This is a genomic window from Siminovitchia sp. FSL H7-0308, from assembly GCF_037980985.1.
Lineage (GTDB): Bacteria > Bacillota > Bacilli > Bacillales > Bacillaceae_C > Siminovitchia > Siminovitchia thermophila.
The window spans coordinates 2,861,532-2,877,546 of the sequence record NZ_CP150282.1; the positions used below are offsets into that span (position 1 = coordinate 2,861,532).

The window sequence follows — 16,015 nt, forward strand, 5'->3', positions numbered from 1 at the left end:
TCCGGAACATTTTTTTGGAAATCCAAGCAAGTGATGAAAAAGTTCAATGAAAAAAGCTAACCGGACATTTGCCGATTAGCTCCCGATTACCGTTATTGATTCGCTTTTTTCACCCATTCCGCGACGGTTACGGTGCGCTTTGCCTGATGCTTAACCGCTGCTTGGACATCGTCAACCATGTTGCCATCTTGATCAACGGTTACACTTGTGCCGTATGGATTTCCACCGGCCCCGAAAACCGATTGATCTGTATAACCAGGAGGTACAATGATCGCCCCCCAGTGCATCATCGTTGTATACAAAGATAAAAGCGTTGCTTCTTGGCCGCCATGCGGGTTTTGCGCTGAAGTCATGGCACTGACCACTTTGTTCACTGTTTTACCCGAAGACCACAGCCCTCCTTGAATATCGAGAAATTGTTTCATTTGTGAAGGCATGTTGCCAAATCGGGTAGGGACACTGAAGATTATCGCATCCGCCCATTGAATGTCGTCGCCAGTAGCAATGGGAACATCTTTTGTTGCCTCTACTGTTGATTTCCATGCTTCATTTCTTTCAATAATGGATTCCGGGGCTAACTCCTCCACTTTCAGCACTTTAACTTGAGCTCCTGCTTCTTTTCCCCCTTCTTCAGCCCATTTTGCCAATTGATAATTCGTTCCGCCCATGCTGTAAAAGATGACTGCTAATTTGACATTGGACATGTTCGTTCTCCTTTGTTGATTTATTGACTAAGTCTTATTATTTCTTTTATTCCGTTATCCATGCACCATTAAACCTCTTTCAGGAAAAAATGCTAGAAAATCCGGAAGCTTATACGGCTTTTGTTCAGGCGCATATCCAACGTAAAAAAACCGCTCAAGAAGAGTCTTCTCTTCCTGAAACGGCTTCGTTTTAAAATGAAGAGTCTTCTCTTCCTGAAACGGTTCGTTTTAAAAGAGGATAACGTTGCTCCATCCTAACCGTCATCTTTTCTGGGCGGCGGACTTTGAGTAGCCGGCTCCTCTTTTTTCTCGCCGGAGCCGTCCGTTCCGCCAGTGTCCCCCGCGGGCGGGGTATCCTTATTTCCCGGCGGATTATTTCCTGGATTGCCTTTATCATTGTTCCCGGTATCCTGCTGATCATCGTTTTGCTGGTTATTATCTTCTCCAGGCTGCTGATTGTCTTGAGCAGGCTTTTCTCCACCAGGATTTTCTGGTTTATTCGTGTCGGGTGTTTCGTTTTCTTGTTTTTCTTCGTTCGGATTAGGCACTTTCTCTTTCTCCTGCTCCGGTTCTTTCTCTTCTTCTTGCACTTCATCCTGTTTCTTCTCTGTCTCTTCCACTTCCTGTTGCTTGTTTTCCTCTTTATCTTCGACTTTCTTTGGCTTATCGATATTCAACTGTTTCCTCTTCGGCGCGGTGCCTTTGACAAACAACTCAACCCGATTGCCAATCGTCACCTTTTCAACCGAGGGCGGCATCGTAAAATCAGGTGTTTCGATTCCTTTCGAAACTTCGGACATGATGTGTTTAAAGATCAATTTGGCATTGTGGGAGTCCTTTGTTCGAACATAGCTTTCCTGGGTAATCTCATCGTATCCCGTCCATACCGCAGCGGTATAGCGGGTTGTATATCCGGCAAACCAGGCATCCGTTACCCCGGAACCCCTAATCGTATCCGGCAGTTCGTTCGTTCCGGTTTTTCCGGCCAAAGGAAGTCCTGGAATATGGGCCATCTGTCCCGTTCCTTCTTCGACCACTGTTTTTAGCATATCGGTGATCATGTAGGCTGTATAATCGCTCATTGCCTGAACAGGTTTTGGCTGAAGACTCTTTTCCTTTCCACTTGGATAGACGATCTTTCTCACTGTATGTGGTTCGTTAAAAACACCGTCGTTACCGAAGGCAGAATAAGCTCCTGCCAACTGCAGAGGCGATATTCCGTCACCAAACCCTCCGATAGCATAAGATGGAAAAACTTCCTTTAAGGGAATCCCCAGTTTTCCGGCAAACTGCTTGGCCTCTTCAGTGCCCACTTCCATCATCGCCTTGATAGCCGGGATATTATATGACCATTGCATCGCCTTACGCATGGAGACATTTCCGTGAAAACGATTATTCCAGTTTTTAAATACCTTGCCATTCAATTCAATGGGTTCATCTTTAATTTGCTCATAAGTAGACCATTTCAACTTTTCAATCGCCGGTCCATAAGCCATAACCGGCTTAGCCGTTGAACCGGGTTGGCGCTTTAATTGAGTGGCATAGTTGAATCCCCTTTGGACTTCTTCCGAATGCCGGCTACCGCCGATTGCCCGTACTTCTCCTGTTTTTGTATCTAACAGCACAACACCCGCTTTGAATTGATCATCGGGAAATTCGATATATTCATTTGTCTTTAGCACTTTTTCCGTTATTGACTGTGCTTTTGGATCAAGCGTTGTATAGATTTTCAGTCCCTGTGTAAAAAGTTCCTTCTCATCAATCCCTTTTTCTTTCAGCTCTTCAATAACCCGATCCGTAAAGCTGTTATAAAAAGTTTTATTCTCCCGTTTTTTAAGAAGCTTCTCTACAGGGATCGACTGGGCTTCTTTTTTTTCTTTTTCCGAAATATATCCATGCTCTTCCATTAAAGAAAGGACAATATTTCTCCGGTTCTCGGCAAGGTCAGGGTGATTGTATGGATTATACCCACTCGGCCTTTGCGGCAACCCCGCCAGTAGCGCAGCCTCGCTGATATTCAGATCCTCAACCGATTTACCAAAATACACTTCTGCGGCTGTCGCTACACCATAAGTTTTTTCGCCAAGATACACTTTGTTCAAATACTTTTCCAATATTTCTTTTTTTGTATACTTATTTTCCACTTTTAAGGCAAGATACGCTTCCTGTACTTTCCGCTCAATCGTTTTTTCCGAGGATAAAAAGGACATCTTGACAAGCTGCTGTGTGATTGTGCTGCCCCCTTCTGCCCCAAAACCTTCCTTCACATTGGCCACCGCCGCGCCGGCAACCCGCTTGACATCAATGCCGGGATGGTTCCAAAACCTCGCATCTTCAACGGACAAAAACGCATTTTGCACTTTTTTTGGTATCTGATCCAAAGGAACGACCTTGCGATATTCCTCTCCGGCGATATCTGTCACTTTTTTGCTATTCATATCATAGATCGTGGATGACTGCGGGGAATTCAGCAACTCGGGATTTAATTGTGGAGCATCCCTTACATAAGCCACTGCGGCAAACGCAAGCACCCCCATCAATAAAACACCGCAGATAAAAAATGCCATCACGGTGTGAATGGCTAACTTTTTTAATATTCTTTTTCCCTGCTGTCTTTTCTTTTGATACTGCCTGCGACTAGGATAACCTTCCTCCATGACCACATTCCCCCTAATATGTAATCATATCAATGAAGGAATACCCAATTTTTCATTTTCGCAAACCACTGAGCAGCTCCTATATGTGAAAAAAGAAATACAAATGATTGACTTTTTCAGTTTCTTCCACACTCTTTCCTGATTGAATCTCTGCGATGTCGTTTGCAAATATTGGGTTGGCGAACATTCCTTCTTTTTGTGACTACTCTCTTGACCCGTAAACCATACTGATTGCGATCCTTTTCACTATATATAATGAATACGATGAAGTTGCATGTCTTCCTGTAAAAAACTTTCGTCATAATCATTCATTAAACTTCATTGTAGGGAATACAGTGTCAAATCGTGCGCCATATTTCAAACATCTTCAAGGGGGAACAGCCGACATGAAAGGGAAAAACATCGAGAATATATACTATCGTTGGGCTTTGGCTAGGTTAAGCCCCATATGTTGTTTTTTCACCCGCTTACTTGCGAAAGGTTTTCACGCTGCATCTTCATATAAGCTTCCTCAAGCGTCTTGGAGCTCGTATCACTTACAATATACCTTACCAATTGAGAAAATCCCTTCCAATCATGATATTAATCGGAAGGGATTTCATTATTTTTACATATGGCTGGGACTGGCTTTAAAAATCTGCCGGAAACTGATCAGATGGGATGGAACGCTTTTACAAAAAAACACATCTATTCCTGTTCTGCTTCCTTCACATAATATTCCATCGCCTCGTTAAGCCATTTCTGCTCTTCTTCCGTAAATGGAAAAGGCGACATATTCTCCAGTTCTTGAATATCCGTTTCTTCGACATTTGCGTCCGCCAGTTGGTGAATCAAGTCTTCTCCCAGAAAGGAAAAAGTATTATGAAGATAAGATTCAAGCATTTCTGTTACTTTGGGGTCGTCTACCGGACTGCCATATAATTGTTTGACTTCCTTATAAAATGTAATAAACATTTGATCCAAGGCGATTTTTTCTTCTTCGGATCTCCCGGACAACACTTCCATTACCTCTGTCAGCTCATGCTCATCCATCCATTCTTTTTGCTTTTTCGCCGTTTGCATATTATGAATGATGCTGAATAATGCGGAACTTTCCACTTCTCCTTCTTCCTTAAGCAATCTGACGACTCTCTTCATCGCATTCATTGATATCTCAATTCGCTTTTTATCTTCTTCCAAAGCCTTCATATGAAGAGTCAATGTGTCAGCTAAATCAACCGTAAAGCTCGATTTATGCAGCAAGGAAGCGATTTGCTCCAGACTGAAACCGAGAAATTTAAGACTTAAGATTTTCTGCAAGGTTACAATATCTGAATGACTGTAAATGCGGTGACCTGTTTCCGAATCCTTTTCAGGTTGAAGCAACCCAATTTCATCATAGTAATGCAGCGTGCGAACAGACAAACCTGTCTTTTTGGAAAACTCTCCAACGGCGTACTTCGTATTCTCTTTCATTAAAAACCCTCCTACGAAAAGTATATATTCATCATAAGGCCTCACGTAGCTGGAGGTGCAAGAGGGAACATGAAAAAGACGCTGGATTTTCAAAAAAACGTCAAAACATTTTATGTTCATATTATGTTATAATAATAGAGCTATCATTTTTGCCGCGGTGGCGGAAAGGCAGACGCGCTAGATTCAGGTTCTAGTGTCCGCAAGGGCGTGTGGGTTCGACTCCCACTCGCGGCATTCCGGAATGTGGCTCAGCTTGGTAGAGCGCTTGGTTCGGGACCAAGAGGTCACAGGTTCAAATCCTGTCATTCCGACTTTCGGCTAAGCGTAAAGGAAGGTCCAGAACCTTCCACCACATCTAAAAATAATTGATCTTCGTACAAGTCGTGAACATAAAGTGAAACTTCATTCAGTAGGGCTCCTACTGAATGTTAGTTGAACGAATCGGGCATTTAGTGCCGTTTTCTCCCACTTACCAACTCAGGTCTTGATGTGGGGTATATGGCACCTTACATGCCGGATAAAATGCGGCCTTAACCGGTACCGCAAACCGAAACAACCTGGCCCCACAAGTAAATCCGGCATCCTGATTCGCAGAATTTTCGCTTTATATCATAGTGGATATTAAAAGGACCACACATTTTAGAGTTGTCTAAATGGTGGTCCCAATTTATTTCTTATGAAACAATACCGCCCGATTGCGTAATTTAACTCTCCTTCAAAAGTTTCTCATGCGTTCTTGAAGTATTTGCAATGTCAAGATGAGACTTGCAAATAAAACAATTCCACTGTCATTACCAGAAAACCCTCTTTACTTTTTCACAATCTGATCCAATTTTTTCACCTTTTATTGACGAAAAAAACCTTGTGAACTCTTTATCGTTCATTTGAACTCCTCTTCTAAAATGGCGTAATAGTATTCATCCCACCATTCATTACCATTAGGGATACATTTTTTAAAAAAGCCTTCCCTTCTCATTCCAATCTTCTCCATCACTCGGAATGAAGGAATATTCTCAGGCTGACATGTTGCTATAATCCTGTGTAAGTTCATTTCTTTAAAGCCATATTCCAAGATGGCTTTTGCCGCTTCAGAGGCGTATCCTCTGTTTTGGTATTTTGGATTAAACACCCATCCAATCTCATAAGTATGCTCACCAAAATACTTATGAAAAACAATATGCCCTATAACAATATCTTCCGCTATTAATACTACAGGAAATTTTTCGGCATCATCACTTGTGTTTTTACTTACAAATTCTTTGGCATCTTTTTCAGTAAAAACGCCTTCAGGTATATACTTCATAACATGACTGTCCGACGTATACGCGTATACAGCTTGCCAATCCTTGGATTCAAATTCTCGTATCAATAACCTTTTCGTTTTTATGTGCATTACCCAAACCCCCATCAAAAATACTTCCCTACTATTAAGTCAACAATAACCACTGCAAATACGAATGAAACGTTCTACAATCTGGCCCTATTTGTGGAAAAAAGAAAAGCAAGTTGGACACTTATAGAATTGGATTATTTTATGCTGTGTTATCATTAAATAGCGCTATTCTATGACATTTGTTGGTGTTGCTGCCTTTACAATAATAACACTGTCATATGCTTTGCTGGGTGTCATTTCAATCGTGTAAAACTTCTTTAAAGTCTTGTACCACCAGCGGAAATCATCCCCAATATTCGCCATTTTTTGTTCCCTCGAGATGATATCCGATAACTCATCCGACTTCCTTGCTTTTGCAAAATCAACATAGAAAACATTTGATTCCACTTCACTGAATGCATCAACTAAATCATTGTGATTCTCCAGTGTATGAATTTGTCGTTCACCAGAGCCGCCATTTTTCGCCTGAAACTCGCTGCTGATAAAATCAGTACCAATTGCAAAGTATTCTTCACCATACAAATCATCCAAATAATTTCCCATCGATTTGTAACCAGCTAACGATGCAGACGTTTTTTCAATATGCCCGTTATGTCCGGTCATAAATACTTTATCGTGACCTCGCTCTGCTTCAAATTCAACAATCCATTGTAAATTATCCGCCAAATATTGATCACGAAGTTTTGTATAATCTCCTTCGTTTAAAAATAACTGTGTACGCTGTTTCATGATTTGCGCATATTGTAAAGCAAAGAGATAAGCTTCAGTAGATGATTGTTCCACGTAATTCCCTTCATTTGTTTGCAGGTCTGAAAGGATGTTTTCTATTGTTTCATCGATTTCCTTCAATTGCTCTGTCGTTAACTCATGCATTTTATCATTTGAAACAGGTTCCAGCTGTAATGCATATTTTTTGAATGCATCTTCATTTACAACTTTATAATAGTCTAGCACGCCTTTTTTACTGTAGTCATAGCGTTGCATATCATTTCCATAAAAATAAATTTTCCTGTCCTCGCTCACCGTCGCGTTGTAATCATGCATCCATTGAACAAGCTCAATCATTTGTTCCGTTTTATAAATACCATAATCAAGGGCGTTCACTGCCTCTTTTGCAGTACCAGCTCCATTTAAAATGAATTGATTTATTTGCTGTCCGCCCCCAAAATCACCTTCTAAGACAAAAACACGGACATTTTCATTTTTTACCAATACTTTAAAAACGTCTTTTTTCAACTCTTGAAATTCAATATTTCCATGTGTTGCCTCACCCAGTCCGATAACCTTTATATCATCTGGAATATCGATTTGTTCAATAGTTGTTATGTATTGATCTGCTCCTTCAACTGCTTTACCTGCCCCGCATCCAGACAATAAAACAAATAAAGATATTGCTAGAGCCAATAAAGAATACTTTTTAAAAAATTGCATTTTATATCGCCCCATATTCTCTAAAATTTTATAATACACATATAGAAATATTGACTAAATAGTGGGGCTTACAAATAGATGGCTTTGTCCAGCCACTTGTCGCAAGATTTAGCGGACAGCCCCCGCCCAGTCAAATTCAGCTAATTCCCCAAGCGTCCGTCTGGCGGGCATTGTCAGTTTATTCTTGAGAACATCGTCTTTATACCCTCGCCAAAAATTAATTTTTTCCAAGAATGGGAATTATACATATATTTTGGTGTAAAAGCTAACTTCGTCCATTCTTTATGAATGTACTCCCATTATCAGAATAATACCCTTTTTCAAAGGTTTATCTTTTTCGGATAAAGCAGTCCGAACAGCTACTTTCCTCAGTAAGTTCGTGCCTGAATCGTTTATTGTATATCTTTAATGCCCAAGTGATGATTAAATCGTACGTTATCATGACCATCTTTGGAGAATTTTTTGTAATTGCAGGTTCCGTAAGAGCCCCGCGTATTCATTGAGTTTGAAGGTGTTTCCGTAAATTCCCGAAAAATAAGTTAGGTGGAATAATCCCGTCTTATGACTGAATCGCTTTGGTTCTTCGATCAAGTACCCCACTTGATCATTGTCTGTTACTGATCCACCATAGGTTTAGATAAGTTCCGTGATAATCTTCATCAAGGTACTTTTGCCAGCACCATTTCTTCCAATCAGACCAACGATTTCTCCTTGGTTAAATTCTAAAGAGAGATCTTTTAAAACGATTGAATTTCCATATCGCTTCGTCAGCTTATTTACCAGCATTGTCTAATCCTCTATCCATGGCTAGCCTCGCTCCTCTGCTTTTTTCTTATGAAAAATCCTTTTTATATTGAACGGCCAAGTAAATTCCACCAGCTAAAAATGCCAGCGCATATTTGAACGTGAAAAAGATGTTCCACATATAGTCTTTTGGAAAAATGATGTCACACAGCACAATTGTCAATAGCATGAAGTAAGCACTCTTCAATGAGATCTTACTTGTCCGTTCATCGGCAGGTCCCATCTTCCTATGAAAGATATAGACAAAAATCGCACTGCCCATCACCAGTAAAAAACCAACTACAACGAGAATATTCCAATTTCCCTGAGATTGTTCAGCCCAGGACTTTAAAGGGAAAAAAACGGCGTCGTGGATATTTGAGAAAAATTCATGGATCATTTTGATCATTTCCTTTCACATAAGTAAAAATATCATTTACATCGACATTAAAAAAATCGGCAATTCGAAAAGCTAACAGCAAGGTCGGAACATAATTTCCTTTTTCCATTACGAAGATGGTTTGTTTGGAAACCCCGACTTTGTTTGCTAATTCTTGCTGAGTCATTCTGGCAAGTACACGATATTCATAAACTTTATTGGATATCGAATCACCAAAATCTTTCTTCACGACCATCACCTCTTCAAATCAAATTATAAACTTATCTTTTATAATAGTAAAGTAAACTTATACAAAACAATGAAAAACTTTTATTTTTGATTAGATTACTTATATTTAACAAGAGTCATAATGCTGAAAAACCTGACGAAATTCACGATTCCATCAGGTTCACATATCGAATCTGGGGAATTTATCGTTTTGGCTGTGAAATGCAGTGGTGTAAAAAACGGTTAGAGTGGTGCAATCGGGTGATCATATTCAAATTTTTTCCTGGATCAGCTGGCAGCACTTTACTTAAAAGTAGCTAAGATGACCAAAGCAACTAAAACGCAAACTACAACGTAATAGGGATTATTGATTTTGATTCCTTCCGTTGACATAACTAAATCAGCTGATGAAAAAGCGAACAATAAAGAGTGAAACTTCATTTAGTAGGGCTCCTGCTGAATGTTAGTTGAACCAATCGGGCATTTAGGTGCCGTTTACTCCCACTTAGACCTTTTGTATTCACTCAAGATTTTGAAGTGGGAGGCTTACGGCACCTTACATGCGGGATAAATGGTCCTAGTATATAATACGCAAGCTTTTAGCGTAGTCAACATATGTAGACTCCTGCGGGAATAGCTCGAGCTGAAGATACCGCAGGAAAGCGACCTTTGCTTTCCGAGGAAGCTGAAGCCGTGCCCGCGGAAAGCGAAATATGTTGACGTAGCGATGATAGGGATTTTTTAAACACAAATAAACCGAACAACTATAAATGAATTGTTCGGTTTTTGCTATTTCGTATTTGCTTATGTCCCGGCCCCATAATAAAGGATCAGTCACTAGGACTGATCCTCACATTACCTATACGTACAACTACTTATTTTGTCTTGTTCTTTTATTGATAAGAACAATAACAATACCTGCAAATAGCAATACGATCGCTACCGTTAACCAAAGATACATATTTGTTGCAGTGTTTGGAAGTTTTTCTCCTGCTTTATCTTTATTGTCCTGATCACTCTGTCTTTCTGTACGTTCTTTGTTCGCTACTGTTTCCTTTTTTGATTCAAACACTGTAAATTCACTAAAGTGATTCGTCGCGGCAGTAACGACACCAGCTTCATACGTACCGCCAACTAACTCCCACTTCTTGGATTTTTCATTGAAATAATAAACATGGACATTGCTGGAATCTTGTATTTTTCCGTCAATGGTAAACTTCATCGTTACAGGTGTTTCGAAATCCTGAATCACTTGATCTCCTTGAATGATTGTAAAATCGTAAACATCCGTAAGAGCATCTTTAACTTTTCCAGTTTTCGTGATTTTAATGACGACTTCTTCATCCTGATGAACAAAGTTTATTGCCGGAATTCCTAACTCGACATTCGCAGCTTTCACGTTCAATGTCGCATTTTTCTCTCTTAACATCTGGACTTGTTTTTTCGTTAATTTCACAAAACCTTCTTCATTATTCTTCAAGTCAACGACCAATTTTCCTTGTAATGCGAGCTGTTCAATAGAGCCATTTTTAATTTCGAATTGATCGTTCTTATTTTTAGAAGGTACTACAGTAACAACTTTTTTCCGTTCTTCCTTATCATCCGGTTTCTCACCTTTACCCGGCTTCTCGCCTTTACCCGGCTTCTCGCCTTTACCTGGCTTCTCACCTTCGCCCGGTTTCTCACCTTCGCCCGGCTTCTCACCTTTACCTGGTTTCTCACCTTCGCCCGGTTTCTCACCTTCGCCTGGTTTCTCACCTTCGCCCGGTTTCTCACCTTCGCCTGGTTTCTCACCTTCACCCGGTTTCTCGCCTTCACCCGGTTTCTCGCCTTCACCCGGTTTCTCACCTTCGCCCGGTTTCTCACCTTCGCCTGGTTTCTCACCTTCACCCGGTTTCTCACCTTCGCCTGGTTTCTCACCTTCGCCCGGCTTCTCACCTTCGCCCGGCTTCTCACCTTCGCCCGGCTTCTCACCTTCGCCCGGTTTCTCGCCTTCGCCCGGTTTCTCGCCTTCGCCCGGCTTCTCGCCTTCGCCCGGCTTCTCACCTTCGCCCGGTTTCTCGCCTTCGCCCGGTTTCTCGCCTTCGCCCGGTTTCTCACCTTCGCCCGGTTTCTCACCTTCGCCCGGTTTCTCACCTTCGCCCGGCTTCTCACCTTCGCCCGGCTTCTCACCTTCGCCCGGTTTCTCGCCTTCGCCTGGGTCTTTATCTTGTTTGACCATTGTAAAGGCGTCTACCGTATCACCTTCTCTTGTTGTTACTTTAAACGTTAATTCATTCTTATCAATCGTAACACCAGAATAAATTTGAATATCGTCATCAAAAGCGACCCGAATCCATTCCTGATCACCCATTTCATAAAACTTAGGGCCTGCGGATCCGCCTATGATATACGTAGGACCTTTACCTTCTTCCACCTTCTCTCCATTGTATAACGGCCAACTCCGCATATACGCATGGTCATGACCGGAAAGAACAAGATCAATACCAACCTCATCAAAGACTGGCGTCCATTCATTACGAATATCTTCGCTGCCACGAGAGAAATGACTGTGGTATGGAGAACGGTGAAAAGAAACAATTTTCCACTGTTTATCACTGTTGTTCATATCCTGCTTCAACCATTCTGCCTGCTTTTTCAGATCGCCTTCTGTATTTAAGACAGCGATATGAAGGTTCCCATAATCAAACGAATATGCTTGCTCCACTTCACCTTCTGGACCATTTAAAGGCAATTGGAACTGAGCCTTGAAGTTGGCATTTCCTCCGCCCACAACATCATGGTTCCCAAGGACGGGCACCATATTAATGTTCGGAAGATATTCCTTCGCCGCGTCAAACCAATGTTCCCAATGAAGCTGTTTGTCGCCATAATCAACGATATCCCCAGAAAGAAGCATAAATTTAGCATTTGGATATTCTTGTAGTCCTTTACCAAAAATTTCTCCCCAAATACCGTAACCATCTACCGCTGTTTCGTTCGGAATGGCTTGTGTATCTGATGTGAATAAAAATGTAAATGCCTCATCCTCTTTCGCTTCGGTCGTAAATGTGGCACTTTCACTCCATCCTGCGTCTGTTCCATCCCCAACACGATATGTGTACGATGTCCCTGGCTCTAAATTAACGGCGCTCGCTTCGTGAATTTGCATGACACCAATGTCGGTAGCAAACGGATAATTCTTTCCTTTTATCGTATCGACATTATCCGCTTCAAACCCTTTAAATTCATCGGTTTTTACAATTTCAACTACTGTGTTTGTAACGGTCGGTGCCGTTCTCCATGTAAAGCTTTGTGTTGTTTTTGGGCTTTGTTCCCAAGATAAAGCCAAATGTTCCGGCTTTGTTGATCCAAGATGCGGCTTCACTGTCGTAGTTGTCTTTTTACTATAATGGGACCCTTTTTTCGCTTGCAGGTCATACGAGCCTACAGCTAAAGTAAGATCTTTCGTAACAAATTCTCCATCTTTATTTGTTACTCCCAAAGGTTGTCCCCAAGAAGAAATCGACGCATGTTCTTTGAGGATCCATCCTGCATTGCCGTTCGGCAGTTTCACGTTAATCCATGAGTCGTTATGATCGATCACTAATAACTGATCATACTCATTTACTGTTTCTAACACTTTTGATTCCGCATTACTATCACTAAAGACTTTTACACTATCGCTCTTGATTCGAGCTACTTGATTTACATCCCCCAGTACAAAAACCCCAACTCCAGCAAGTGGTTTTCCATTTTCGTCTGTTGCTTTAATCGTTGTGGGTGATTGTACAGATAAAGCTTCCAACTCTAATTGAACACCATAACTGATTTCACGGCTAAAATCAGGCAAGTTTATCGGCTTGGCATTCTCTTTATCGTCCTGTAAGCGAATATGGCCTTCTTTCCAAGCAACGGTCACATCGTCTTCAGCGTTCGGCTTCACTTTCCCGATGATCGATATAACCTCTTCTTGTTCGGTAAGATCTTTTATTTTCTCCATGTTTTCTACTGAGAATGTAATTATGCCTTTATCGGCATCGACCTGGTTCGCCGTAATCGTCGCTTGCTTTAATTTTTCAGCAACAGCTATTTGAATACCTTCTTTTTCTTCATCCTGGTCTACGATCTCTACTTTACTAGGATCATATGTAAATGATAGAGACGAACCATGAATATCTTTTAATTTATTCGCTTGGACCTTTAATTCAAATGGGTTTCCTGCGTATACTTTTTCGGGAGCAGAAAGAGATAATTGGGCACTGTCTGTATCTACTTCAAAGCTCCACTTTTTTTCCACCGGATTTCCAAAATTATCTTGGACGGCTAAGTACACATGGTGGATGCCATCCGCATAAGGCTGTTTAGATGTATACGTGATTTTTCCAGTTTTTTCATCGAATGAAGGTTTTACAGAAACATTATCTACTTTCATTTCGATTCGATCTTTATTGATCCCCGTTCCTTCTTTATCATCTGTTGCAACGGCCGAAATTTCAACGGTATTCTCTTTTAACACCGCTTTATCGGCTGGTGCAATATCTGATATCGTTGGATTGGTTAAATCATCATTCGTTTCGCCATAGACTGCGCGAATATTATCAATATAAACCGTTCCCGCGTCTTTTTTATCGTTGCTCGTTTCCATATAACGAAATGCTAAGTCTAACTTTAGCGGCGTCGGCCTGCCCTTTGGAACGGGTGCTTCAATGTATTTCCAGCCTTTAAAGTCCGCATTCGTCACAAAATCTATAGCAAATGCTTTGTTCTCACCATCTTTTAATTGAGAACGAATCCAGTGTCCTTTACCATCACCATATACCCACATACCAATTGCTTCCGGATATCCTTCAATTATGATATCTTCTTTCGGAAATGCGTATGCACCCGATGTGCCCAGCTTTCCGGTAAAATCGTAATCCAATTGGAGAGCATGATTTCCGAAACGAGCCGGTTCCGGATACGTTGTTTGCCGAATATCAACTGTATTGTATCTTGCCCCTCCAGATGCCCAGTGGGATATTCCTTTTTCAAAGTCTTCTAGAATAATGGGCGGCTTGCCAACTTCAATCGTTATCGTATCTTCAACACCGCCATAGGAAACTGTTACCTTTCCTTTTGCGACTTTATCTGTAGCAGTAAATATTCCTTCGTCATTAATCGTGCCAATTTCGTCTTCTACTTTCCAATTAAATAAGCGTTGATCCGCCACTACTTTTTTTCCCTTATGATAGACAGCAGCCGACAAATCAAACGTTCCACCACGATCAAGCGTTAGTTCTGATTGTGGAAGTTTTATTTCATCAATTTGATCAACAATTTCTACTTCTGCACTACCTTCTACTGAACCAGTCGCAGCAGTAATCTTTGTTTTACCAGCTTCTTTCGCGGTAAGTAAACCTTCAGCTGAAATATCCGCAATGTTTTCAGATGAAGACCAAGAAATAGTGTCGTTAATGGCAACTGGATTGTATGCAGCATCTAATCCACTTGCCTTAAATTGCATCTTACTGCCTTTTAATATGAATCCTTTATTCGGCGTAACTGCTAAACTACTTAATTGTCCTACCGGAGCAGAACTTACAATCAATAATGAGTTGGCAATGAGTCGCTCAGAACCATCAGAAGGTGTGTTCACAACAGAAACAGTCTCTTGGCTTGGTTGCCTTGCTACTAGAGTGGAAGACCCGCCGCCATCTAAGTTAAGTGCATGAACAGCTCCCATTTCCTGCATGATTTTCTGTAATTCATGCACGGTAACTCCTTCACTATATCCAGGGTTACGCCCATCAATGACGACAAAAAAGAACGTCCCATCTGCTTTAATACCAACAGCCGATCTTGGTGCAACCGCGTCATTAAAAGCGTTACTAGGAAGATCCGTTAATGTATTTGATTCTATTAATAACGGATGCCCGCCTACCGCTTCTTTAACATTATTCCATGGTTCGTTGGCAGCCATGGTAATGACCACCTCAGCGCCTTCTTTAAATTCATTTACTAAAAATGATTTTGCGGCACCGTGTCCAGACAGAACGATTGTCCCTTCAGCTAATGGAGTATCTCCTTTATCACTGATCACTTCTTTTACTGTAGCTTTTACAGTACCAAACTGATGGGCATCTCCCTCCACATTTTCTAAAACGACTTCAGCTCCGCTCGAATTCGTTTTTGTAGACGCTCCTTGCTTCGGAGTATAAAGAACTAATTGATCCGTCCCTCTGGCTTTATTTGTTCCGGCTATATCAAAAAATTTGTCTCCCAACGTCACTTGATGGCTAAATGAGGGTGTGCCAATAATTGGTTTTCCATCTTCAGTAATGCCAAAAGCCGGTCGAGTAGACATATGTAACCATTCTTTGTTATGTACAAATAAACCGACAACTTCACCTGTACTCATGTTATAAAAGTCGGCATTAATACCACCTACAACCACATGACCAGGCTTTGATACTTGCTTCGCTTGACCTGTTAATGTTTGCATACCTGGATATTTACCGTTAGGGATTCCAGTTTCAATGGCTAAATCCCCTTTACTTAAATCAACCGATAGCATCGATACACGTTGATTACCCCGATTATTCGAAACATGCATCTTTTTTTGCGTTACTCCTGGTGCAATCTTTGCCTCTTCTTCTTCAACAAGTGTCCCCAGTTGAGACGACTCTGCTTCAACCGAAGCAACGGGTGTCCCTACATAAGGAGCAACAGGAGAAACGATAAGAAGCAAACTAAATAAGGCAATCAAACTATTACGTAACAAAAGTTTCATGGAATCCTCCTATTCTAACAATTGATGTCAATTTTTGACGACTCTACCAACTTAGCAAAGAAATGTAAATCCCATGTAAATTTTTTGGAACAAAATAGAAAAGAATGTTATGTTTTTGTAAATTTTTCATTTTTAGCTCTCACGCTTGATCTTCCTTACATATTGGATGTATAAATCATGTAAGGATGTAAATTCGCCACAAAATACCTCAACATTCATGGAGTTAATTTCAAT

The 16,015-nt window shown here is 41.0% G+C and carries 9 protein-coding genes and 2 tRNA genes; 2 read left to right on the plus strand and 9 right to left on the minus strand.

From position 1 onward, the window contains the following. Positions 1–92 precede the first annotated feature (92 nt). The 3 genes from wrbA to MHB50_RS13655 form a co-directional block, all read right to left on the minus strand. The gene (gene wrbA, locus MHB50_RS13645; protein WP_340083929.1) at positions 93–704 is read right to left on the minus strand and encodes an NAD(P)H:quinone oxidoreductase type IV; all 612 of its coding nucleotides are present in this window, start codon (positions 702–704) and stop codon (positions 93–95) included. Positions 705–958: 254 nt separating this feature from the next. Beyond that, positions 959–3,361, minus strand: a complete 2,403-nt coding sequence (locus MHB50_RS13650; RefSeq protein ID WP_340083930.1) for a PBP1A family penicillin-binding protein — start codon at positions 3,359–3,361, stop codon at positions 959–961. A 687-nt stretch (positions 3,362–4,048) separates the two neighbouring features. Further along, on the minus strand, positions 4,049–4,816 hold the full coding sequence (locus MHB50_RS13655) for a MerR family transcriptional regulator (protein ID WP_340083931.1): 768 nt from the start codon (positions 4,814–4,816) through the stop codon (positions 4,049–4,051). A gap of 151 nt (positions 4,817–4,967) precedes the next feature. Here MHB50_RS13655 and MHB50_RS13660 point away from each other — a divergent pair. Both MHB50_RS13660 and MHB50_RS13665 read left to right on the plus strand, forming a co-directional pair. Then, positions 4,968–5,050, plus strand: a tRNA-Leu gene (locus tag MHB50_RS13660). Between the two features lie 3 nt (positions 5,051–5,053). Beyond that, positions 5,054–5,127, plus strand: a tRNA-Pro gene (locus MHB50_RS13665). Between the two features lie 569 nt (positions 5,128–5,696). On the opposite strand, the gene MHB50_RS13670 is transcribed toward MHB50_RS13665, so the two are convergent. From MHB50_RS13670 to MHB50_RS13695, 6 genes are all read right to left on the minus strand, one after another. After that, positions 5,697–6,209, minus strand: a complete 513-nt coding sequence (locus MHB50_RS13670; protein ID WP_340085341.1) for a GNAT family N-acetyltransferase — start codon at positions 6,207–6,209, stop codon at positions 5,697–5,699. A gap of 165 nt (positions 6,210–6,374) precedes the next feature. After that, on the minus strand, positions 6,375–7,679 hold the full coding sequence (locus tag MHB50_RS13675; RefSeq protein ID WP_340083933.1) for an erythromycin esterase family protein: 1,305 nt from the start codon (positions 7,677–7,679) through the stop codon (positions 6,375–6,377). A gap of 594 nt (positions 7,680–8,273) precedes the next feature. Next, positions 8,274–8,426 carry an ATP-binding cassette domain-containing protein gene (locus MHB50_RS13680; protein WP_339164240.1) on the minus strand — a complete coding sequence of 51 codons (153 nt, stop codon included), beginning with the start codon at positions 8,424–8,426 and terminating at the stop codon, positions 8,274–8,276. A gap of 46 nt (positions 8,427–8,472) precedes the next feature. Then, on the minus strand, positions 8,473–8,823 hold the full coding sequence (locus MHB50_RS13685; protein ID WP_340083935.1) for a DUF2178 domain-containing protein: 351 nt from the start codon (positions 8,821–8,823) through the stop codon (positions 8,473–8,475). Beyond that, complete coding sequence (locus MHB50_RS13690; RefSeq protein WP_077109445.1) at positions 8,813–9,058, minus strand: helix-turn-helix transcriptional regulator; 246 nt, start codon at positions 9,056–9,058, stop codon at positions 8,813–8,815. Before MHB50_RS13690 ends, MHB50_RS13685 begins: the two co-directional genes overlap by 11 nt. An 843-nt stretch (positions 9,059–9,901) precedes the next feature. Beyond that, on the minus strand, positions 9,902–15,781 hold the full coding sequence (locus MHB50_RS13695; protein WP_340083936.1) for a phosphodiester glycosidase family protein: 5,880 nt from the start codon (positions 15,779–15,781) through the stop codon (positions 9,902–9,904). Positions 15,782–16,015: the final 234 nt, after the last annotated feature.

Coding starts and splice junctions, on each gene's coding strand:
- wrbA (WP_340083929.1), bottom strand. CDS start 704: ATGTCCAATGTCAAATTAGCAGTCATCTTTTACAGCATGGGCGGAACG.
- MHB50_RS13650 (WP_340083930.1), bottom strand. CDS start 3,361: ATGGAGGAAGGTTATCCTAGTCGCAGGCAGTATCAAAAGAAAAGACAG.
- MHB50_RS13655 (WP_340083931.1), bottom strand. CDS start 4,816: ATGAAAGAGAATACGAAGTACGCCGTTGGAGAGTTTTCCAAAAAGACA.
- MHB50_RS13670 (WP_340085341.1), bottom strand. CDS start 6,209: ATGCACATAAAAACGAAAAGGTTATTGATACGAGAATTTGAATCCAAG.
- MHB50_RS13680 (WP_339164240.1), bottom strand. CDS start 8,426: ATGCTGGTAAATAAGCTGACGAAGCGATATGGAAATTCAATCGTTTTA.
- MHB50_RS13685 (WP_340083935.1), bottom strand. CDS start 8,823: ATGATCCATGAATTTTTCTCAAATATCCACGACGCCGTTTTTTTCCCT.
- MHB50_RS13690 (WP_077109445.1), bottom strand. CDS start 9,058: ATGGTCGTGAAGAAAGATTTTGGTGATTCGATATCCAATAAAGTTTAT.
- MHB50_RS13695 (WP_340083936.1), bottom strand. CDS start 15,781: ATGAAACTTTTGTTACGTAATAGTTTGATTGCCTTATTTAGTTTGCTT.